The organism is Bacillus sp. LJBV19 (genome assembly GCF_017797845.1).
GTDB lineage: Bacteria > Bacillota > Bacilli > Bacillales > Bacillaceae > Bacillus > Bacillus velezensis.
Window position 1 is genome coordinate 1,879,250 of sequence record NZ_CP072563.1, and the last position, 23,096, is coordinate 1,902,345.

Annotated in this window: 20 protein-coding genes; 17 read left to right on the top strand and 3 right to left on the bottom strand. The window is 44.1% G+C overall.

The genetic code is table 11. From position 1 onward, the window contains the following. Positions 1-83: 83 nt before the first annotated feature. From J6600_RS09150 to parC, 3 genes are all read left to right on the top strand, one after another. On the top strand, positions 84-491 hold the full coding sequence (locus J6600_RS09150) for a CoA-binding protein (protein WP_007410316.1): 408 nt from the start codon (positions 84-86) through the stop codon (positions 489-491). A 423-nt stretch (positions 492-914) separates the two neighbouring features. Then, complete coding sequence (gene parE / locus J6600_RS09155; protein ID WP_209388285.1) at positions 915-2,882, top strand: DNA topoisomerase IV subunit B; 1,968 nt, start codon at positions 915-917, stop codon at positions 2,880-2,882. Positions 2,883-2,884: 2 nt separating this feature from the next. Beyond that, positions 2,885-5,308 carry a DNA topoisomerase IV subunit A gene (gene parC, locus J6600_RS09160; protein ID WP_209388286.1) on the top strand — a complete coding sequence of 808 codons (2,424 nt, stop codon included), beginning with the start codon at positions 2,885-2,887 and terminating at the stop codon, positions 5,306-5,308. Positions 5,309-5,361: 53 nt separating this feature from the next. Here the strand turns inward: parC and J6600_RS19690 are convergent, their stop codons facing one another. Together J6600_RS19690 and J6600_RS09165 are read right to left on the bottom strand one after the other, a co-directional pair. Beyond that, positions 5,362-5,487, bottom strand: coding sequence for a hypothetical protein (locus J6600_RS19690; protein WP_003153957.1), 126 nt, complete (start codon positions 5,485-5,487; stop codon positions 5,362-5,364). 24 nt (positions 5,488-5,511) lie between these two features. Further along, the gene (locus J6600_RS09165) at positions 5,512-5,865 is read right to left on the bottom strand and encodes a hypothetical protein (RefSeq protein WP_003153956.1); all 354 of its coding nucleotides are present in this window, start codon (positions 5,863-5,865) and stop codon (positions 5,512-5,514) included. A 377-nt stretch (positions 5,866-6,242) separates the two neighbouring features. Between J6600_RS09165 and J6600_RS09170 the strand changes: the two genes are divergently transcribed. The 14 genes from J6600_RS09170 (at position 6,243) to J6600_RS09235 (ending at position 21,191) form a co-directional block, all read left to right on the top strand. After that, a complete protein-coding gene (locus tag J6600_RS09170; protein ID WP_100261812.1) occupies positions 6,243-7,661 on the top strand; it encodes an alanine/glycine:cation symporter family protein in 1,419 nt (472 codons plus the stop codon). 203 nt (positions 7,662-7,864) lie between these two features. Continuing rightward, a complete protein-coding gene (locus J6600_RS09175; RefSeq protein WP_209388287.1) occupies positions 7,865-8,821 on the top strand; it encodes a sugar kinase in 957 nt (318 codons plus the stop codon). A gap of 29 nt (positions 8,822-8,850) precedes the next feature. Next, a complete protein-coding gene (locus J6600_RS09180) occupies positions 8,851-9,870 on the top strand; it encodes a zinc-binding alcohol dehydrogenase family protein (RefSeq protein WP_209388288.1) in 1,020 nt (339 codons plus the stop codon). 13 nt (positions 9,871-9,883) lie between these two features. Continuing rightward, a complete protein-coding gene (locus tag J6600_RS09185; protein WP_012117658.1) occupies positions 9,884-10,519 on the top strand; it encodes a bifunctional 2-keto-4-hydroxyglutarate aldolase/2-keto-3-deoxy-6-phosphogluconate aldolase in 636 nt (211 codons plus the stop codon). Between the two features lies 1 nt (position 10,520). Further along, on the top strand, positions 10,521-11,597 hold the full coding sequence (gene uxuA, locus J6600_RS09190; protein WP_209388289.1) for a mannonate dehydratase: 1,077 nt from the start codon (positions 10,521-10,523) through the stop codon (positions 11,595-11,597). After that, complete coding sequence (locus J6600_RS09195) at positions 11,594-12,430, top strand: SDR family oxidoreductase (protein ID WP_017417885.1); 837 nt, start codon at positions 11,594-11,596, stop codon at positions 12,428-12,430. The genes uxuA and J6600_RS09195 overlap by 4 nt, the downstream gene beginning before the upstream one ends. An 83-nt stretch (positions 12,431-12,513) precedes the next feature. After that, positions 12,514-13,515: a substrate-binding domain-containing protein gene (locus J6600_RS09200; RefSeq protein ID WP_032875062.1), complete on the top strand. Its 1,002-nt coding sequence runs from the start codon at positions 12,514-12,516 to the stop codon at positions 13,513-13,515. Positions 13,516-13,591: 76 nt separating this feature from the next. After that, positions 13,592-14,863 (top strand): MFS transporter, encoded by a 1,272-nt coding sequence (locus J6600_RS09205; RefSeq protein WP_072177665.1) that lies wholly within the window; start codon positions 13,592-13,594, stop codon positions 14,861-14,863. A gap of 118 nt (positions 14,864-14,981) precedes the next feature. Beyond that, entirely contained in the window at positions 14,982-15,797 is an 816-nt protein-coding gene (locus J6600_RS09210; protein ID WP_209388290.1) for a hypothetical protein, read from the top strand. Continuing rightward, positions 15,794-16,402, top strand: a complete 609-nt coding sequence (locus tag J6600_RS09215) for a DUF4166 domain-containing protein (protein WP_017417889.1) — start codon at positions 15,794-15,796, stop codon at positions 16,400-16,402. The genes J6600_RS09210 and J6600_RS09215 overlap by 4 nt, the downstream gene beginning before the upstream one ends. Beyond that, positions 16,396-18,033, top strand: a complete 1,638-nt coding sequence (locus J6600_RS09220; protein WP_209388291.1) for a YndJ family protein — start codon at positions 16,396-16,398, stop codon at positions 18,031-18,033. The genes J6600_RS09215 and J6600_RS09220 overlap by 7 nt, the downstream gene beginning before the upstream one ends. Before the next feature lie 152 nt (positions 18,034-18,185). Further along, positions 18,186-20,351: a DUF1430 domain-containing protein gene (locus tag J6600_RS09225; protein ID WP_209388292.1), complete on the top strand. Its 2,166-nt coding sequence runs from the start codon at positions 18,186-18,188 to the stop codon at positions 20,349-20,351. Then, positions 20,348-20,968 carry an ATP-binding cassette domain-containing protein gene (locus J6600_RS09230; RefSeq protein WP_029973840.1) on the top strand — a complete coding sequence of 207 codons (621 nt, stop codon included), beginning with the start codon at positions 20,348-20,350 and terminating at the stop codon, positions 20,966-20,968. The genes J6600_RS09225 and J6600_RS09230 overlap by 4 nt, the downstream gene beginning before the upstream one ends. Positions 20,969-20,981: 13 nt before the next feature. Then, positions 20,982-21,191: a bacteriocin-like WGxF protein gene (locus J6600_RS09235; RefSeq protein WP_029973839.1), complete on the top strand. Its 210-nt coding sequence runs from the start codon at positions 20,982-20,984 to the stop codon at positions 21,189-21,191. A 699-nt stretch (positions 21,192-21,890) separates the two neighbouring features. On the opposite strand, the gene J6600_RS09240 is transcribed toward J6600_RS09235, so the two are convergent. Then, positions 21,891-23,027 carry an alpha/beta hydrolase gene (locus J6600_RS09240; protein WP_209388293.1) on the bottom strand — a complete coding sequence of 379 codons (1,137 nt, stop codon included), beginning with the start codon at positions 23,025-23,027 and terminating at the stop codon, positions 21,891-21,893. Positions 23,028-23,096: the final 69 nt, after the last annotated feature.

The following is a 23,096-nucleotide window of genomic DNA, read 5'->3' on the forward strand; positions in this document are numbered from 1 at the left end:
TTTTTGAGAATTAAGCTGACAAAGCGCTTTTTTTGATTCCGGCGAAGCGGTCATGTACAATATATCAAAAGGAGATGGTAAAGATGCAAAATCCTTCAAAGTCAGAGATTAAAGAAATTCTGGACCGGAGCAAACGGATCGCAGTCGTCGGGCTGTCAGACCGTCCCGACCGGACTTCTTACATGGTTTCCAAAGCGATGCAGGATGAAGGGTATGAAATTATTCCCGTCAATCCAACGATTGATGAGGCGCTTGGCGTTAAAGCCGTCGCTTCATTAAAAGACGTGGAGGGACCGATTGATATCGTGAATGTGTTCAGACGCTCTGAGCAGCTTCCCGGCGTCGCTGAAGAATTTTTACAGACGGACGCTCCCGTTTTTTGGGCGCAGCAGGGTCTTGCAAATGAAGAAGCGTATCGCATGATTACAGACAAAGGACGGACGGCTGTTATGGATTTATGTATAAAAGTCGCCCGCGCTGTTATAAAATAGGAACAAAAAAGGCAAAAATCCTTGGCAAATCAGGGGTTTTTGCTTTTTTATTGAAAGAATACTCTTTGCGTATGATGATGAAACAGATACAATAAAGCATGAACAGCTTTTTTAGAAACCCCTTTATACAGGGGTTTACAGTCTGTTTGCGATGGCCGGCATAAAGCTATATAATAGAAAGCGAACTCATGTTCTTATCCGCCGAAAAGGGCACCAAAAAGATGAAAAGCCGTTCGAATGTATGTCTTGCGGCCTAAAAAACGAGCCATTCGCTTAAATATGTTGCGAAATCAAGCATATTGGTTATAATTGTGAGTCCGAGGAGAATTGGACCGAAGCTTGCGCATACTGAAAAACAAAGACATGAAAACATTTAAAAAAGAGAATGATTAAGAGCAGGTTTTTTGAAAGGGGTTTGTACGTTTGGCTAGAAAACAGCAATTTGATTACAACGAAGATGCCATACAGGTGCTTGAAGGCCTGGAAGCCGTCAGAAAACGACCGGGAATGTACATCGGTTCGACGGACGCACGCGGCCTGCACCATCTGGTATATGAGATCGTCGACAATTCCGTCGATGAAGTTCTTGCCGGCTACGGAGATCATATTATCGTAACGATACATAAGGACAACAGCATCTCTGTACAGGACAGAGGACGCGGAATGCCGACCGGGATGCATAAGCTCGGAAAGCCGACGCCGGAAGTTATTTTCACCGTGCTGCATGCCGGGGGGAAATTCGGACAGGGCGGCTATAAAACAAGCGGCGGTCTGCACGGTGTCGGCGCATCTGTCGTAAACGCGTTATCGGAGTGGCTGACAGTTACTATTGAGCGTGACGGATATGTTTATAAACAACGATTTGAAAACGGCGGCAAGCCCGTGACTTCACTTGAAAAAATCGGAACGACCAAAAAAACGGGAACGCTTACCCAATTTAAACCTGATCCGTCAATGTTCAGCGCAACGGTTTATAATTTTGACACGCTGTCAGAACGTCTGCGCGAATCAGCTTTCTTGTTAAAAGGTTTGAAAATAGAATTAATTGATGAACGGAACGGCGTAAAAGAAGTATTTTATTATGAGAACGGAATTGAAGCATTTGTCGCTTATTTAAACGAGGAAAAAGACGCTTTATGCGAAGTGGTTTCCTTTGAAGGCGAGCATCATGACATTGAAGTCGATTTCGCGTTTCAGTTTAATGACGGGTATTCAGAAAATATGCTGTCATTCGTTAATAACGTCAGAACAAAGGACGGCGGCACCCACGAATCAGGAGCCAAAACGGCAATGACAAGAGCGTTTAACGAGTATGCGCGAAAGGTTGCCCTTTTAAAAGAGAAAGACAAGAACCTTGAAGGCGCCGATATCAGGGAAGGTTTGTCCGCAATCATTTCCGTGCGTATCCCGGAGGAACTGCTGCAATTTGAAGGCCAGACGAAAGGGAAGCTTGGCACAAGTGAGGCGAGATCCGCCGCGGATGCCGTCATTTCCGAGAATCTTGCTTATTTCCTGGAAGAAAACCGCGATACGGCGACCCTGCTTGTCAAAAAAGCGATTAAAGCAAGCCAGGCCCGTGAAGCGGCCCGTAAAGCGAGAGAAGAAGCGAGAAGCGGCAAAAAACGCAAAAAATCAGAAGCGACGCTGAGCGGAAAACTCACACCGGCCGGTTCCAGAAATCCGGCGAAGAATGAATTGTATCTGGTGGAGGGAGACTCTGCGGGAGGTTCTGCAAAACAGGGAAGAGACCGGAAATTCCAAGCCGTGCTGCCCCTTCGCGGAAAGGTCATCAACACAGAGAAAGCAAAGCTTGCAGACATCTTCAAAAATGAAGAAATCAATACGATTATTCATGCGATCGGAGGCGGTGTCGGCGCAGATTTTGATATAGACGACATCAACTATGACAAGATCATCATCATGACGGACGCGGATACCGACGGCGCGCACATTCAAGTCTTGCTGTTAACGTTTTTCTACCGCTATATGAAACCTTTAATCGAGCACGGAAAAGTCTTCATCGCCCTTCCGCCTCTTTACAAAGTGAGCAAAGGAAGCGGTAAGAAAGAGATTATTGAATATGCTTGGTCCGACGAAGAAATGGACGGCGTTTTAAAGAAAGTCGGCAAAGGGTATACCATCCAGCGCTATAAAGGTCTGGGAGAAATGAACGCAGACCAGCTCTGGGAAACGACGATGAATCCCGAATCGCGAACGCTCGTCAGAGTCAAGATCGACGATGCGGCACGGGTAGAGCGCCGTGTAACGACATTAATGGGAGACAAAGTAGAACCGAGAAGAAAATGGATTGAAAAGAATGTTGCCTTCGGATTAGATGAGGAAAGCAATATTTTAGAAAATGAAAACTTGTCGGTCGCTGAGGAGGTTTAATAGTGGCACAGCCAGAATTATTTCATGATTTACCGTTAGAAGAAGTAATCGGCGACCGTTTCGGACGCTACAGTAAATACATTATTCAAGACAGGGCGCTGCCCGACGCTCGTGACGGTTTAAAGCCGGTGCAGCGGAGAATTTTATACGCCATGCACGCAGACGGAAATACATTCGATAAAAATTTCCGTAAAGCGGCGAAAACGGTCGGAAACGTTATCGGTAATTATCATCCGCACGGTGACAGCTCCGTTTATGAAGCGATGGTGCGGATGAGCCAAGATTGGAAAGTGCGGAATGTGCTGATTGAGATGCACGGCAACAATGGAAGCATTGACGGTGATCCGCCGGCTGCCATGCGTTATACGGAAGCGAGATTATCTTCTATCGCATCAGAACTTTTGCGTGACATTGATAAAAATACGGTTGAATTCGTACCGAACTTTGATGACACAAGTAAAGAGCCGGTTGTTTTGCCCGCCATGTTCCCTAACTTGCTTGTCAACGGATCAACCGGGATTTCGGCGGGCTATGCGACTGATATTCCCCCTCATCATCTGGGTGAGGTCATTGATGCCGTCATTAAACGGATTGAATCTCCGGATTGCACCGTCGATGACTTGATGCAGGTGATTAAAGGGCCTGACTTTCCGACAGGAGGCATTATTCAAGGAGTCGACGGCATTCGGAAGGCTTATGAAACCGGGAAAGGCAAAATTATTATCCGCGGCAAGGCTGAAGTGGAATCCGTAAGAGGCGGACGGGAGCAGATCGTCATTACAGAAATTCCGTTTGAAGTAAACAAAGCCAATCTCGTAAAGAAAATGGACGAGTACCGCATAGACAAAAAAGTCGAAGGCATTTCTGAAGTCCGGGATGAAACTGACCGCACGGGGCTTCGGGTGGTCGTTGAGTTAAAGAAAGAAGCCGATGCAAAAGGCATTTTGAATTTCTTATATAAAAACACTGATCTGCAGACAACATATAACTTTAATATGGTCGCCATACATAACCGCCGGCCGATGCTGATGAGTCTTACAGCCATCCTGGATGCGTATATTTCCCACCAGAAGGAAGTAGTGACAAACCGCTCCGTCTTTGAATTGCAAAAAGCAAAAGAGCGGCATCACATCGTTGAAGGACTGATGAAGGCACTGTCTGTGTTAGATGAGGTCATAGCGGTCATCCGGGCAAGCAGCGACAAGAAAGATGCGAAACAAAACTTAATGTCTAAATTCGCATTTACGGAGCCGCAGGCTGAAGCGATCGTATCCTTGCAGCTGTATCGTCTGACAAACACGGATATTACGGCGTTAAAAGAGGAAGCGGAAGAGCTCAGCAAGAAAATTCAGGAGCTCGAAGCCATTTTAAGTCATGATAAAAAGCTGTTAAAAGTCATTACAAGCAGCTTGAAAAAATTGAAAAAGACCTATGCTGACAGCAGACGGTCTGTCATTGAAGAAAAGATTGAGGAAATTAAAATCAATCTTGAAGTCATGGTTGCCTCTGAGGACGTATATGTGACAGTCACAAAAGACGGCTATGTAAAACGAACAAGCCAGCGGTCATTTGCCGCTTCTAACGGCCAGGATTTCGGTATGAAGGATACTGACAGGCTGATTCACCAATTTGAAATGAATACAACGGATGTTCTTCTGCTCTTTACCAATAAGGGAAGCTATGTTTATTGTCCGGTTCACCAGCTTCCCGATATCAGGTGGAAAGACATGGGGCAGCACGTAACGAACATCATCACGATTGACCGTGATGAAACCATCGTGAAAGCTATACCGGTAAAAGAATTTGATCCATCTTCATATTTATTGTTTATGACGAAAAACGGCATGGTGAAAAGAACTGAAATGACGCATTACAAAGCGCAGCGTTACTCGAAAGCGCTTGTTGCCCTTAACCTTAAAGGGGACGACGAGCTGATTGATGTTCATGTCACAGACGGCGGCAGCCAGCTGTTTATCGCCACCCGCCTCGGGTACGGTTTATGGTTCGGTGAAGATGAAGTAAATGTAGTCGGTGCCCGTGCGGCCGGCGTAAAGGGCATAAATCTAAAAGACGGTGATACCGTCGTATCAGGACAAATCCTGCATGAGACAGATTCGCTTGTCCTCGTCACACAGCGGGGAGCAATCAAGCGGATGAACCTATCTGAATTCGAAAAAACATCCAGGGCGAAGCGCGGTGTCATCATGCTGCGTGAGCTTAAAAAGAACCCGCATCGCGCAGTCGGCGTATTCGCGTGCGCTTTAGCCGACATGATCGCTGCGGAAACAGAAAAAGGCGAGAGAATCGAAATCGCCGTGAAGTCCTTGCGGGCGAATGACCGATACAGCAACGGTTCCTTCTTTACCGATGAAGCTGAGACAGGGCCGGTAACAGATGTATGGCGTATCCCCGCGTCTGATGTTTAAGAGTAAAAATAAAATAAAAAAAACCTCCGCTCATTGAGCGGAGGTTTTACTATTTAGCTTTCATGGCTGCCGAATAAGTCAGTGATAGCGTGAATGACTTCGATTCCCTGCCATACAAATAAATTCAATGCAGTGAATGAAAACAACCCTAAAATCACCATTCGTAAGATAAACAACATGTTTAACAACCTCCTCATTTTATGTTACATAGATAGGCGATGTTGAACATGAAGCTCATCGAAATACGAGGACTGATAAAATTTAGCGATTAAAAAGCTTTTCTTTCGCTGTCTTCTCCGGGAAGCGGGGCGTCTCCTGTCTGATATCACGATCAGTGAGACAGAAGCGGCAAAAAGCGCCGTCAAGATATATGAGCCCGTCAGCGATTTTTTCTCATCATCAGCATTTTGGCCGGCCTTCATTTCGTGCATTTCCTGCTGGTCGGCTACCGCTTTAAAATGATGAGCAGTATCAAACGCATGGGGAATGGAGAGCAAATGAAAGCTTGCAATCGCTAAAAATAAAATAGAAGCTTTTAAAAACAAGATTTTTTTCAAATGTTCTCCCCCCTTCATAATTCTGAATATTTTTATTATAATACCCTAATTTAAATGTAAAGTAAACACATTTATTAAATTTAAAAAATTATTATCCTGGTTAAGTATATACCATTTCATCCATCTTTTCATCTCTTTTTTCTTAAAGACCTATTTGTTATGATATGCACTCATTCCTTATGACGTGACAACATTTTTTCGGGCTGTAAGATAAAAAACGGGGCATGACAGCAAAAGACGTGATGAAGAAACCGAAACATTTTCTTAAAAAAACTTCTCAACCACTGTTGTTGTGATATAATAATACTCGTTGTGTTAAAAGATCTAACATATGCAGCAAAAATGACAGTAAAAGATACGTAAAAGGGAGGTTAAACATGGAGGCTTTCATCAGTGAAATCATAAATGTTCCAAATGATTTTATTTGGAAGTATCTTGTTTATATTTTAGTCGGGATCGGATTGTACTTTACGTTCCGTTTTCGCTTTATTCAATTCCAATACTTTATTGAAATGTTCAGAATCGTCGGGGAGAAGCCGCAAGGAAATAAAGGAGTGTCTTCAATGCAGGCATTCTTTATCTCAGCCGCTTCTCGTGTCGGAACCGGAAACTTGACCGGCGTCGCGCTGGCGATTGCAACAGGCGGTCCCGGCGCAGTATTTTGGATGTGGATCGTAGCGATTGTCGGTATGGCTTCCAGCTTTGTGGAAAGCACCTTGGCGCAGCTGTATAAAGTGCGTTCCGGTGACGAATTCCGCGGCGGTCCGGCATATTACATGGCAAAGGGACTGGGCGCCCGCTGGCTCGGTATTTTATTCGCCGTATTGATTACCGTTTCTTTCGGACTTATCTTTAACGCCGTGCAGTCAAATACGATTTCTGTCGCGTTTGACGAAGCATTCCATGTGAATAAAACAGTTATCGCAATCATTTTAGCTGTATTAACGGCTTTCATTATATTCGGCGGTCTGAAACGTGTTGTTTCCGTCTCGCAATTAATCGTTCCGGTCATGGCGGGTATGTATATTCTGATCGCGCTGTATGTCGTGATTGTAAATATTACAGCGGTACCTGAGCTGTTTGTTACGATTGTGAAAAATGCGTTCGGTCTTGAACAGATCGTCGGCGGAAGCTTAGGAAGCATCATTATTATCGGTGCGCAGCGCGGCCTGTTTTCAAACGAAGCGGGTATGGGAAGCGCGCCGAATGCCGCAGCGGCTGCACATGTGTCGCATCCGGCTAAGCAGGGATTAATTCAGACGCTCGGCGTGTTTTTTGATACATTTATCGTTTGTACATCGACTGCCTTTATCATTTTATTGTACAGCTTTACGCCTAAAGGAGACGGCATCCAAGTGACGCAAGCCGCACTGCAGCACCACCTCGGCGGATGGGCGCCGACATTTATTGCGATTGCGATGTTTTTATTCGCATTCAGTTCTGTCGTCGGCAACTATTACTATGGTGAAACGAATATTGAATTTATTAAAACAAGCAAAACATGGCTTAATATTTACCGCGTATTCGTCGTAGTGATGGTGGTATACGGATGTTTGGCTGACTTCCAGATCGTCTGGGACATGGCAAACTTGTTTATGGGACTCTTGGCTCTCATTAACTTAGTGGCAATCTTATTGCTGAGTAATGTAGCCTACAAGATCTATAAGGATTATGCCGCTCAGCGCAAAAAAGGTCTTGATCCCGTATTCAAAGCCGAGAATACTCCGGAGCTCAGGCATATTGAAACATGGGCGGAAGAAGAAGGTACAAGCCCCGAACGTAAGACTGCTAACTGAGGAAACATGCATACAATTTTCAAAAAACCCCTTACATTTTGTTGTGAGGGGTTTTTTCATGTGAAAAACCGGGTTATTTTTGCCGAAAACAGATTTTTATGAATTTATTGTATTTTTATCTTGCGTGTGTAAGGGCTTTCATATAAAGTTTAACTAAACCGGTTTACCAAACCGATTTAGTCTTAAAGGAAAGGAGTATTAATGTGGCTTCTGATTATGGCATTTTTACGATCGGTGATGCGATGATCACCTTAAATCCCGCAAGCACAGGGCCTTTGCGTTTTGTTACCCATTTTGAACGAAAAGCAGGAGGAGCTGAACTGAATTTTGCGATTGCATGCGTCAGGTTGAATCTGCACTCAAAGTGGGTCAGCAGGCTGGGGAAGGATGAGTTCGGCAGAGTGATTTATCAGTTTGCCAAAGGAGAAGGAATTGATGTGACTGACGTCTCCTATGTTGAAGGCTTTCCTACATCTTTAAATGTCAAAGAGATCAGAAATGACGGTTCAGGCAAGACGTTTTATTATCGTTTCAATTCACCAATTCTGACTCTTGCACCGGAAGATATAACAGAGAATATGTTTGCCGGCATTCACATCGTTCATCTTACCGGTGTGTTCCTCGCGCTTGATAAGAAAAACCTTGAAATTGCTGAAAGGGTGCTTTCCATCGCCAAAGCAAGGGGGATTCCCGTATCTTTTGATCCGAATATCAGGCTGAAGCTGTGGACGATTGAGGAGGCGCGTGCGGCATTTCATCAAATCTTTCCGCATACTGATATTCTTCTGGCGGGCCGGGACGAAATGAAACAGCTGACAGGTCTAGGGGAAAATGAAGCATTAGCCCGGTTTGCAGAGACCTATTCAATCAGTCAGCTTGTCATAAAAGACGGTGAAGCAGGTTCTGCGCTGTATCATGATCATAAGTGGGTTCACAAAGAGGCTTTCCCGGTTGCGCCTGTTGACACGGTAGGAGCGGGTGACGGCTTTAATGCCGGTTACCTGTACGGTTATCTGCATGGTTTTGAACCGGAAAAACGTCTGGAGTTTGCCAATGCGGTCGGTGCGCTCGTCACCACAGTTTCCGGTGACAATGAAGGGCTTCCCTATCTAGAAGAGGTTCTGTCATTTGTAAACAAAGAGACTGTGATTGAACGTTAGCAAGCACAACTTAAAAAGTGGGTGAGAAAATGAAAGCGGTTCTAGTACGGAAAGCATTTGATCTGGTGGTGACGGAATGTGAGAAACCGTCTGTTGCCCATGCGGATGATGTTCTTGTCAAGGTGAAGCGGGTCGGAATTTGCGGATCAGATTTGCATATTTATCATGGGACAAATCCGTTAGCGTCCCTGCCGAGAGTAATCGGTCATGAAGTCACAGGGGAAGTCGCAAAGACCGGTTCTCTTGTCCGGCGTTTCAAGCCGGGTGACCGCGTAGTGATTGAACCGATATCTTATTGCGGAACATGCTATGCCTGCCGGAAAGGACGTCCGAACGTCTGCAAAGCGCTTTCGGTGTTCGGCGTTCATGAAGATGGCGGGATGCGGGAATATATCGTGCTTCCGGAAAAGCAGCTGCATGCCGTTTCGCCCGATCTGCCCTGGGAGGAAGCGGTCATGGCAGAACCATATACGATCGGCGCCCAGGCCGTTTGGAGAGGCAGAGTCGAGAAGGAAGATACCGTTTTGATTCAGGGGGCGGGGCCGATCGGAATCTGCATATTAAAAATGGCAAAGCTCAAAGGCGCTTCCGTCATGATAACCGACTTGAATGATGAACGCTTGGCATTCGCTGAAAAAAACGGTGCGGACGTTACCGTCAACGCGCAAAAAGAAGATCCCGTTTTGCGGGTGAACGAATGGACAAAAAATGAAGGCGCCAATGCCGTCATTGATGCCGTCTGTCTCCCCTCAACGTTTGAAACGTCCATTGACGCGGTGTCTCCGGCCGGTCATGTGGTTGTGCTTGGTTTTGATGAGAGGACTGCCGGCATTTCTCAGCTTCCGATCACAAAAAAGGAAGTCACGATAACCGGTTCAAGATTGCAGACGAATCAGTTTCCGTACATTACAGACTTACTGAATAAAGGCCTGTTAACGCACGGCGGTCTTATTACACATACATTTTCAGCAGATGACGTCCATCAAGCATTTCAGTTGATCGAACAGCACCCGGGCAAGGTGGGAAAAGCAATCATTACGTTTGATTAAAGGAGGAGCGAGAATGCTGCCTAAGTACGCTATTTACGAAAAACTTCTGCATGCACAAGTGGTGGCTGTCATAAGGGGACAAAACAGCCAAGAGGCGCTTGAAGTTTCAAAAGCGGCCATTTCAGGAGGTATCAGCGCCATTGAGCTTACATACACAACTCCTGAAGTGGAAGATGTCTTTAAGGAACTCCGGCATCAAGATATTCTTCTTGGAGCCGGCTCTGTAATGGATACAGAAACGGCGAGACACGCCATTTTATCAGGCGCCTCATTTATCGTCAGCTCTCATTTTGTAAAAGAGATAGCATCTCTATGCAACCAGTACAGCGTACCGTATCTTCCGGGATGCATGAGCGTGTCTGATATGGCTTTGGCGCTCGAAGCCGGATGTGATGTGGTAAAGCTGTTCCCCGCTAATTCGTTTGACCCTTCATTTATCAAGTCGGTCAACGGTCCTCTGCCGAATGTCCGCATTATGCCGACCGGGGGTATCTCATTAAACAGCATGAATGACTGGCTCTCTGCCGGAGCGGTCGCGGTGGGTGTGGGAAGCGACTTGACAAAAGCATATCAAAAGGGCGGCTATGAAGCTGCCGTATCCCTCAGCAAAGAATACGTCTGCCGAAAAAACGAATATACGGGGGTGTAACATGAATATCACGTTTCGCTGGTATGGCCAAGGTAATGATACGGTGACTCTTGAACATGTCAGACAAATTCCCGGGGTCAAAGGCATCGTCTGGGCTCTTCACCAGAAGCCCGCGGGCGAAGTATGGGAAAAGGAGGACATTGAAGCGGAAGTCAGATTCATTCAATCCTATGGGTTTCATGCAGAGGTCGTGGAAAGCGTGAATATTCATGAAGCCATTAAACTCGGTCATGAAGAACGCGGACAATATATTGAACATTATAAACAGACCGTTCGCAATCTGTCCGAATTCGGCGTGAAAGTCATCTGTTACAATTTCATGCCGATATTTGACTGGACGCGTACCGATATGTTCCGCGCGCTGGAGGATGGGTCAACCGCACTGTTTTTTGAAAAAGCGAAAGTGGAAAGTCTCCCTCCTGAGGAACTCATCCGCACGGTTGAAGAATCTTCTGATTTGACGCTTCCCGGGTGGGAGCCGGAGAAAATGGCCCGGATCAAGGAACTGTTTGAGGCCTATCAAACGGTCGGTGAAAAACAGCTTTGGGCCAATCTTGAGTTCTTTTTACATGAAATTCTTCCTGTAGCGGAGGAACACGGCATTCAAATGGCCATTCATCCGGATGATCCGCCCTGGTCAATTTTTGGCCTGCCCCGTATTATCACCAGTGAGAAAAGCTACGAAAAGCTGCGAGAGATTTCAGATTCACCCGCCAATTGTATTACGTTGTGCACGGGTTCGATGGGAGCGGATCCCGCCAATGATATGGTGAAGATTGCCAAACACTATGCGGGAGCTGCGCCGTTTGCCCATATACGAAATGTGAAAATCTGCAATAACGGTGATTTTACGGAAACTTCGCATCTTACCAGTGATGGGTCCATTGATATTACCGGTGTGGTAAAAGAATTGCACGGCCAAGACTATAAAGGATATGTACGGCCTGATCACGGCCGTCATATCTGGGGCGAACAATGCCGGCCGGGTTATGGTTTATATGATCGCGCCTTAGGAATTATGTACTTGAACGGACTGTGGGATGCGTTCTCGTCTCATGAGAAAGGGGTGAAGAGATGAGACCGATTCATGAACGTTTATCAGGAAGAACCGCTGTCATAACAGGCGGGAGCGGTGTTCTCTGTTCAGCAATGGCAAAGGAGCTTTCACGGCAGGGGATGAAAATTGCGATCGTCAGCCGGAATGCTGATAAAGCAGAGCGTGCGGCGGGCGAGATTGCTGACGCTGGAGGAACCGCGGTTTCTGTACCGGCTGATGTTTCAGCCCGTGATTCGCTCGAAAAGGCAAAAGACGAGATTATCAGCCGGTTCGGTTCTGTCAATCTTTTAATTAACGGAGCCGGGGGAAATCACCCTGATGCGATCACTGCAAGTGAGACGTATGAAGAGGATGAACAGGGCACATCATTTTTTGATATGGACGAAACGGGGTTTTCCAGCGTATTTTCAACCAACTTTACCGGTGCATTTCTGGCATCGCAAGTGTTTGGAAAAGACCTTTTGAAGGCGGAATGTCCCGCGATTATTAATATTTCTTCTATGAGTGCGTATACACCGATGACAAAGGTGCCCGCCTACAGCGCGGCCAAGGCGGCGATTCAGAATTTTACGATGTGGATGGCTGTTCATTTCGCAAAAAAAGGTCTGCGGGTGAATGCCATCGCTCCGGGTTTCTTTTTGACAGCGCAAAACCGTGAGTTGTTATTACAGGAAGATGGAAGTCTGACAGACCGATCCAATAAGATTATGGCACATACACCGATGAAACGTTTCGGGAAACCGGAAGACCTTCTGGGAACGCTCCTGTGGCTTTCGGATGATTCATGCTCAGGCTTTGTCACAGGGGTCACCGTTCCCGTCGACGGAGGTTTTATGGCTTATTCCGGAGTGTGACAGAATCCATGTCCCTGTCAGATTGTAAACCATTTACTTCTGACTTATACTAGTGAAAAATGAAGATAGACGGGGATGAGTCTATGAAAACCATTACAATTTCTGATGTGGCGAAATATGCAAACGTATCTAAAAGCACCGTATCTCAATTTTTAAATCAGCGCTATGACTATATGAGCGAGAAAACGAAACAAAAAATAGAAGCGGCCATTCAAGAGCTGAACTATCAGCCGAATTTCGTCGCCCGCAGCTTAAAACAGAAATCAACATTTACAGTAGGTGTGGTGGTGGCTAATATTCTTCACACCTTTTCCACTCAGGTCATCAGGGCGGTGGAAGACTATTTTCATGAACAAGGATTTCATATTATTGTCTGCAATGCGGATGATGAACCGGAAAAAGAAAAGAAATATATTGAAATGCTGCGGGCCAAGCAGGTGGACGGAATTATTATTTTTCCGACGGGCGAAAATCTATCTTTATATGAAAAGATGAAACGCGATACGTTTCCGGTCGTGTTTATGGACAGAACCATTGAAGAACTCGGGATTCCGACAGTGATGCTTGATAATCATCATGCAGCCGGTCTTGCCGTTGACCGGTTTATCGAAAGCGGCATAAAGAGAATCGCGATTATTACGACGTCCATTATTCGGGAAATCAGTCCGAGGGTAGAAAGAATTGAAGGGTATAAGAAGGCGCTTGACCGCCACGGAATGATGGTGCGGAATGAATATATCAAAACAGCCGATGCGGCTGATATTTCCAATGTTTTGTCAGAGCTGTTCTCACTTCAGGAGCCTCCGAAAGCGATATTGGCGGCAAACGATATCGTTCTTGTTGAGGTGCTGAAGTATATGAAGGAGCATGATATGACAATTCCGGATAAGGCAGCCGTCATCGGAATTGATGAAGTTCCTTTTGCGGGTTTTTTTACTCCTCCGATTACGACGATCGTTCAGCCTGCGGCAGAAATGGCGCGAAAAGCAGGAAGCCTTCTTCTTCGCCAGATACAAGAAAAAGATGGCGGTGAAAAACGGATTCACCGCTATAAACCGGCGCTGCTCGCAAGGCAATCCGGATAACCGGTTTCATTGCATAAACCGGTTTACTCCGGCAATTTTAATATCTGAATATTAAGAAATAAGAGGGAGGGATTTTATGTTCTCAAAGGATAGATTCCCTATTATTCTTCTTTTATTTTCAGCCGGGGTGATTAACTATTTAGACCGCTCAGCGCTGTCTATTGCAGCGCCGTTCATACAGCAGGATCTCACATTGTCGGCAACCCAAATGGGGCTGATTTTCAGCAGTTTCTCTGTCGGATACGCTGTGTTTAACTTTCTCGGCGGTGTTGCATCTGACCGGTACGGGGCTAAATTGACATTGTGTACGGCGATGATCGTTTGGTCTCTTTTCAGCGGAGCGGTTGCGCTTGCTTTCGGATTTGTAAGTCTTTTGATTATCCGTGTTTTATTCGGTATGGGGGAGGGGCCGCTGTCGGCTGCCATAAGCAAAATGGTCAACAATTGGTTTCCTCCGTCTCAGCGCGCCACGGTCATCGGCCTGACAAACAGCGGAACGCCGCTCGGCGGAGCGATCTCCGGCCCGATTGTCGGGATGATTGCTGTGGCGTTCAGCTGGAAAGTTTCCTTTGTCCTGATCATGATTATCGGTTTAGTCTGGGCGGTCATCTGGTTTAAATTTGTCAAAGAACGGCCGGCGCCGACGGAAGACGCCCCGGCAATGAAAGCGGAGATTCAGTCGCATGAGCAGCATATCCCGATGACCTTTTATTTGAAACAAAAAACGGTTCTCTTCACGGCTTTTGCCTTTTTCGCCTACAACTACATTTTATTTTTCTTCTTAACATGGTTTCCGAGCTATCTGGTGAAAGAACGCGGTTTAAGTGTTGAATTTATGAGCGTGGTGACTGTTATTCCCTGGATTCTTGGATTTATCGGTTTGGCGGCAGGCGGAATGATTTCTGATTATGTATTCAAAAAAACCGCCGGAAAAGGCGTTTTGTTCTCACGGAAAGTCATTCTTGTCACTTGTCTGTTCGCTTCCGCTGTACTGATCGGATTTGCCGGACTTGTTACCACTACCGTAAGTGCCGTTATTCTCGTTGCTTTATCAGTTTTCTTTTTATATATAACGGGCTCTATCTATTGGGCGGTCATTCATGATGTGGTTGATCAAAGGAATGTCGGGTCAGTCGGCGGCTTTATGCATTTTCTTGCAAACACGGCCGGTATTATCGGGCCTGCTTTAACCGGCTTTATCGCGGACAAAAGCGGATCATTCTCGGGGGCGTTTTTGCTTGCAGGCGGATTAGCCGTTTTGGCCTCGGCTGCGGTAATCCGTTTCGTGCGCCCGATTATCATTCAAACCGCTTCTGAAGATAAAAAAGACACGATACCTTATTCGTAAGTCATCAAAGCCACTGAGGCTGTCCTGCCGATAACGAGATGGCCTTTTCGTTCTGCCGCTTGATTTGTTCCTATGATAATATAGGAATTGTTTACAAAAGAAGGGAAGAGGAGGGGGCATGAAACAGAAGCCGATATATGTCGAAATCAATATTGCATCTGATATAGAAACACTTTGGGAATATACGCAAACCCCGCATCTTCATAAGGAATGGGATCTGCGTTTTTCTGACATTACATATCTTCATAGGCTGCCAGATGAACCGCAGAGATTTCTATATGAAACACGAATCGGTTTTGGGCTGAAGGTATCCGGCACGGGCGAATCAATAGGTGACATAAGGCCTCGCTCGTCAGAAAGAGTGTCTTCGCTCGCTTTTGCCTCTGATCATCCGCTGTCACTTATAAAAGAAGGCAGGGGCTACTGGAAGTATATAGAGCGGGATAACGGACAAACCGCATTTTTGACTCAATATCAATATGAAACGGCCCGCGGTCTGCCGGGAAGTTGGATAGACCGGTTTTTATTTCGTCCGCTGCTAAGCTGGGCTACCGCATGGAGCTTTGATGCGTTGCGGCTTTGGATAGAACAAAACAGACATCCGAAGATATCAGTCCGTTTCGGATTTGTCTATGTCTGTATGTGTCTCATATTCAGTCTGTATTGGTTTCTTCAAGGCTTTCATGATGGCTGTGCCGATGCAGAGGTCGTGAGGGGAGCGCTGGAGACAGGGTTAGGGGTATTATGGCTGCTTCCCATGCGGAGAAAGTGGCTGATTCACGCCGGACAGTCGGCCTTCTTTTGTGTAACGGCACTGCTATATTCCGGCGGCGGATTCTTGATCTCATTAGGAGTACTTACGATAGCCGGCATGATTCTTAAGCTCAAGCTGCCGAGCGCCTGGCATACAAAACGAAAGAGAGAAGTGAAATGACGGATTCAATGTATGAAAAAGCGATTACTCATTATCAATCACTGCACCCGATGCTGCAGAAACGGTACAGATTTGACGGATCACGCACGTTTTGCGGAGAAGGCGTTATGTCAGAAATAAAGGGAGGTTCTTTTCTTGTCAGAATGCTTTTAAAGACAGGTGTTTTTTTCAGATGTTTTTTCTCAGAGAGGGGAAACGATATCCCTTTCACTATCGAAAACAAAAACAGGCAAAATGGCGTGGAATGGAATCGTACCTTTTTCTTTAAAGGCAAAACGCGTTTTTTTGATGCGGTCATGGAATATGATGAGCGGGAAAACAGAATTCTGGATTACTTTGGCAAACCTCACATCCTACTGTCTGAACTGCATTTAGAAGCGTCTTCAGAAGGAGGGCTTGTTATTACATCCGGAAGGCAGTGGCTCCTGATAGGCGGAAAGAAAATCCCGCTTCCGGCATGGCTGTGCGGCAGTTCAACCGTTTATGAGGCTTATGATGAGGAAATGAATTGCTTCAGCATAAAGGTTCATGTAAAAAATCGGATACTCGGCACGCTTTTCTCTTACCGGGGGACTTTCCGGGAAACAGAGGGAGAAACATGCTGAAGCGTCATCTCATGGTAAGCGTGATTTGCTTTTTGGGATTTGCGGCGGCTGAAGCTCCGCATATATCAGCTGCTGAGACGTTTGTTTTATTTTCTGTACTTTTTTTCGTTCCTGCTGTATTCGATTTTGCTTTTCGGCCGTCAAAGACCTTAGAGAATGTGTTGTTACGGAGTTATCCTGTTGCCGCTTTATGTGCGGTGCTTGCGCTTGTCACAGACTTCAGTTTTTTTGCCGTTGTGTGGCTCATTTATACGTTTGGGCTGGCACTGTATGCTGTCCGGCGGCTGATGAAAACAAATATTCACAGAACAGAAGAGATGTCTGTTATGGCGGGTTTCATTTATTTGGCCGGGGGCGGATTCTGGTTCTTCGCATATGTCCTTGAGATTCCCGTCATGAATTTCGGCCCGCTTATCGTTCTGCTGACGGCGGTGCACTTTCACTATTCCGCTTTTCTCATTCCGATCTTTAACGGATTGCTCGGCAGGATCATACGGGAGAAACGCGAACTTTACCAGTGGAGCACGGTCATTATTTTGATTTCGCCGATCCTTATTGCCTTGGGGATTACATTTTCAAAGACACTTGATGTGATTGCTGTCGCTCTGTATCTGGCGGGTCTGTATGTAAATGCATATCTCGTCTTTAAGGCGCCGTTTGTTACGAAAACAGGCAGGATCTTGATCAGGAGTTCTTCGGCTGTGTTAATGATCACAATTGCTTTTTCTTTGATATATTCGTACGGTGTTTACCGCGAGGAGGCAACGCTCACGATCAGCCAGATGATTTGGATTCACGGGGCCGTCAATGCATTCGGCGTTATCCTGCCGGCTTTGGCGGGGTGGAGGTTGGAAAATCCGAGACCGTTTGATGAGGGCAGTGATAGAACGTTCAGCCGTATTTACGGGAAGAGAACGATAGGCAAAGAATTTTTGACTGATATTCATGCAGCAAATGACATCCATTATACCGGCCTTCTGGATCAGATGAGAGAACTGCATTCTGAAGACTTTTCAATTGAAAAACTGGCGTCGGCCGTTATTTCCTTTTATGAAGAGACAATTGATTATGACATCATGGCAAAAGTGACGTGGAGCGGATGGTTTCGTCCGTTCGCGCGCGTGTACGAGCCGTTCAGCAGAAGAGCGGGGCAGATTCACCTGTCCATGAATCCGGATTGGTATATTATGCACAGTGATATTATAGGCGTTGACTCTGACAAAGACGGCAGAAAAAATGTCCGTGCGTGGATCAGAACAAATGAAAAGCAGGAAACCGTTTTTACTGCGCTGTATTCAGCGTACAGGGCAAAAGGGGAAGGATACATGAATATATCTCTCCCGCTGCCGTACGGCCAAATGACGGGCATTTTAAAACCTTATGCGCGTAAGCAGAATCTTGTTTTGACAAGCAGACGGCGAAAAAGCGGAGCGGGTGATGAAGGGATTTATCTGCAGACGAAATGGGGGGCGTGTCATCTTCCGCTGGCAGAGACATTTCTTATTTCAGCCCAGAGCGAAACAAGCCTGAAGGCCGTTCATCATATGTGGCTGTTCGGACTGAAATTTTTAACTGTGCATTATCGGATCACTCACGCTTCCGCAGGTAACCGAATGGAAGAAAAAAGATGAAGGGTATACTTACGCTTCTGTGTATGAAACCCTTTTCGGAAACAAGGCTTTTTGAATACAAAATAAAGCAAAGTGATTTTTAAATTTTTCTTCCGGTGTGGTCAAACTTGAATACAAGACAGCACCGGATTTCTTTTTATGGAGGCTGTCCAATGAAGAAAACGATTTATTTATTGTTCATTCTGGTTTTGCTCTCAATGAATATGTCAAGCTATCATTACACTCTTAACAAACAAATCTATTACACTTTATTCTCCAATAAAGAAGCATTGATAATCGATTATACCTCAGAAATTAAAAGTGAGGACTTTATAAAGAGATTGGTCGCCTTCTCCAAAGAAAACAAAGTGAACATTTCTCAATACAATTTCTTGGATGAAAAGAGCTTAAACATCTATTCTACTAGCCCTGAAAATGAACCATCAATACATAACGGCAATAAACTTGTGTCAAATTTTCTAAGAGGCCATTCAGAGCAGAAGATGATCGGCAGCATTACCTTTCCACTTTCGACATGGAAAATCAGATATTTTGATTTCAATCAAATAAAGAATATAGGCATAGGAAGCAAATTTTATATTTCGTCTAACGATGAAAAGGTATTGGAAAAAGCACAAAATCTTTTTGCTGACTATGGTGAAGTAAGTTATGAGGACATCACTGAGAATACTGCTTTTATGTTTAACAAAACTTTGCTTATGCTAGTGTTGCTTTCTATGCTGATTTTGTTTATTGGCATCCTTTATTTTGTAATTAAAAATCGCAAGCGGCTTCTGCTGCAAAAGTTATGGGGGTATTCCAAAGTTAAAACACTGCTTTCTTACCCAGCAATGTTTTTGAAGCCTCTAATTATAATCATATTTTGCGGCGCAATTATTGTGGCTTTGCTAGCCTTTTCTTTCAGTTTAAATGACTGGTTGGCTGTATATCTTAGAATTTACATTAGAAACGCGGTGATTGGCGCGCTTATCATGATGGTATACACCATCATGGTTACCCTCGTCTTGTATAACAACAGCGACATTAGTGGCTCGATCAAAGGCAGCACACCGATTAAAAAATTCCAATGGTTATCTGTAGGCTTTAAAATTGTTATCACGATATTGCTTTTCAATATTGTTGCGTTTTCACTTTCTAACGTATTCGATCTCAAACAGCAGCTTGATAATCAATCATACTGGAAAAAGACACAAAACACTTATAAAACAAGCTTTGCATATACCGGGATAGACTATAGTGATTTAAAATTAGACAGGGAGAAAAATGTTAAAGTACGAGCGTTGTATCATCAATTAGAGAAGCATAAAAATGCGTTCGTCATTGATGCACATAACTATGCTTTACTAAGGAAAGATGGAAAAAAACCTGTTTATTTTTACACCTTAAATACGACAAAGAAAAATGAAATTTATTCTCCTTCTGGACGAAGCATTACAATCAGCCCTAATTATTTAAAGGTGAATCCCATTATCGGTGCTAATGGAAAAGCCATAAACAAAAAAGAATTATGGTTTGACTCAAATTCATTGAATCTGCTTGTGCCACAAAAGTATGCAAAATATAAAGAAGACATCATAGAAGCATATAGAGATCACTTTTTCTTTGATAAAGTTGAATTAGATAATATGTATAACAAGGAGATGAAGCAACCTTTAAACACCATTAAAAAAGATGAATTGAAAATCAACATTATTTATACTAAAAATAGGCAGGAGTATTTCACCTTTAATAGTGAGCTTGGTGATGCCGGCAATAAAAATAACATTGTTGATCCAATAGCTGCAATTTTCACGGACAACGTTGATCCATCTGTTATAGGTGCTTACTCAACCTCATGTTTATTCTTTTCAGATTCTTCAAAAGGCATGGCGTATGACCGCATAGTTCCTTATTTGGAGAAGACCAATACGAGAGATCTAATTGATTCATCAATTTCGGTCTATCAAGAGCTAAGCGACGGTATAGCAAGAATTCAGAATCAATTCTTGCAGAATTTAATTGGACTAACAATAACAGTTATCCTCTCCATAGCCTTTCTTGTTGCTTATATTTGGTCGTATTACAGCGCAAATGCATATCGGCTGTACCTTAAAGAGCTTTTTGGATATTCATATTGGACCAGAAATAAAAATTTAATCATCTTTTCCCTTTTAACCAATTGCCTTATAGGTTTAGGATGCAGTATTTATTACAAAATCTTTGAATTAACAATTTTCATCGCGCTGTTTATTGTAATCGAGCTGCTTATTCTTTATTTTCTGAGTGTCTATTTGAACAGGAGAAACATGAATAGGATCTTAAAAGGAGATAGAATATGATTACACTCAACAACATATCAAAGACGTTTGATGAAAAACCTGTTCTTTCGAATTTCTCTCTTCAGATAAAAGAAAATGAATTTGTTTCAATTGTTGGTAAGAGCGGTTCAGGGAAGACTACCCTGCTAAATATCATAGGTCTTCTTGATACTCCGCACTCAGGAGATGTTGAAATTTTAGGCTTTCGAAATCCTAAACCTACGGAGGTTATGAAACTAAGGAGAGAAAACTTAGGGTATATCTTTCAAAATTACGTGCTTATGGACAATGAAACAGTATTAATAAATTTACAGCTTTCGACGGCTTATGCAAAAGACTTTAAGAAAGAAAAGTTGACAAAAGCTTTAGAAATGGTTGGTCTGGATAAAAGCTTTTTAAAGAAAAAGGTTTATCAACTGAGTGGTGGAGAGCAGCAGCGTGTGGCCATCGCAAGAATTATTTTGAAGCCTTGTGATATTATTCTGGCTGATGAACCGACAGGAAACTTAGACAAATATAACAAAAGCATTATTTTGTCTTTGTTCCATCAGTTAAAAGGTATGGGGAAAACGATTATTTGTGTTACTCATGATCAAGAAATCGCCAATGGTTCGGATAGAGTGATCAATCTTTCATAAGGAGAGGTTCTAAATGAAACATATTACTTTTGCACTGTCTACAAGTGTCCTGATTATTATTACAGGAATCGTTCACAGAGTAATCTTTAGAATGTTTGGCTTACCTTTTGATCAAGCAATAATCTTCTGGGGTGGATTCGTTGTTGTTTATTTTGTGTTAGCTCTGCTTTCTTCTTTACTCTTTAGGAATTTAGGATCAAACAGCAGAAATTACGAGGCTTAATAAAGGCTTTAATGCTTCCTCACGAAGTAATCAAGAAGGGTACATGTTGTCTAGAAGAAAGGACCGGCCAACACGCCGGTTTTTTTATGTAAGCACATTTGCAAAGAGGAACGCTATCAGAAGCCCTCCGAAAAGTTTCAGAATTCAAGAATGGGAAAATAATTAACATAATTTTGTATTTTTTCCGAACATAAAGATAGTAGGAGCTACAGCACTTGTCGGCGCCATACTAGTATCTGGATCACCAGCAATGGCGGAGACTCTGCCAGGATTAATTTGGGTAAGAGATAAATATCCGAATGCTTACGATTTTGATTACTTCAAAAGAGACGGTGAAAATTGGGTTTATGTGTACACAAGATTATCCAATGGCAAAACTGATGTAGACGAAGTAAAGTGCGAGGCGATTATTAAAGATCGGTGTTATGTTCAAGATTAATTGTAAATCGTAATACATCCTATTTTTTTAATTCTGTCTCATCAACTAAGTATACTTAAGATAACGAGACAGAATTTTCATTAAAGATTTAACTTCCTAGAATATATATTATGTAAACTAGGAATTGTGAAGAGAATATAAAAGTAGATCTATTCTAACAGCATTCCCTTTTTGTAGTGTAATATTAAAAAACCTCTACGTCCTTAATAAATTAAATTGGTCATAAAGGTTTTTCAGTTTGAGTATTTTAATCGGTTATGTCACTTGTTGCTGGTCTTCTTGATCAAGTCCACGCCATCGTATGCCAGACTTTCCACACTTGCAGCCTTCTGCAGTATGTAATGATCAAAAAAGTTCTTCGTATAGTCTGTAACAAGATTTCGCATCTCCATGGCATCCCGTTCGCCTCTAAGTTCCTCATTCACACTGGTAAACACGATGTCGCAGTAATCTAAATGCGCAGCACGATCAACAGAGAAATAATAGGTATCCATGCTATTGTTAGCGCCAATGATCGCATTCATGTTGTAGTTAGGTTCAGAAAACAGCAGCAAAAAGGGTTTCTTAAGGTCGCTGCCCTGAAGGCCGAACGCACCGCTATCCAAGCCAATCCCGCAGGTGAACCGTTCGTCGTCCCGGCAAACAATCGCCGTCGTAGGCCCTCCATAAGAATGTCCGACTATGCCCATGCCGATGTCAAGCAACAATCTGCCCTTAAAGATGGAATTAAGCTCTCCAGAGTCCAGTTTGACAAGATAATCGGCTACATACCTTACATCTTCTGACTGTAATTCACTATGCTTTGTTAACTTGGTAAGTATCGGCAGTGTAAGCACGTTTCGGCACATCTCAATGGCAGTTTCATCGTCGGGCCGCATCTCCATCTTACCAGACAAAGCCATCATCTCCGGATCTTCAGAAAACGCCATAATGACATCCGAAAAATCCTTTGATATATTAAACATTCGCCCATCTTTACGCTTATACATCGTGCTATTCTGATGGCCGATGCTTACCACAACATATCCCATGCTTGCCAAGTCTGTACAGATCACTGTACCCCATTCTGGAGAACCGCCCCCGCCGCAAACATAGAATAACACCGGATAGCGCTTTTCCTTCCCGGAGAGAGCAAGGTCGTCGTAACATTGGGTCTTGATATCTATAGAGTAAGCATCCTTCAACGCAGTGAGAAGCGGCTGCTCATCAAGCATTTCGCAGACTTCAGGAAACATGTACGTTGATGTAGCCTTCCCTTCGCTGCTGTCGGACGGATAGTACACAAACACCGTCAGTTCTCTTTTTGTATGATCTGATGCCGTGTACTCAAAATCCATCTGGGTTCGGCCGACAGTATAGCCGCCAATTGGCTCTGGAAATGCGTCATACTTTTTCATTCTCTTGTTCCCCCTTACGTAATAAAAGTGGCGGATGTGAAATACATACATTGCGCTACAAACGCTTTT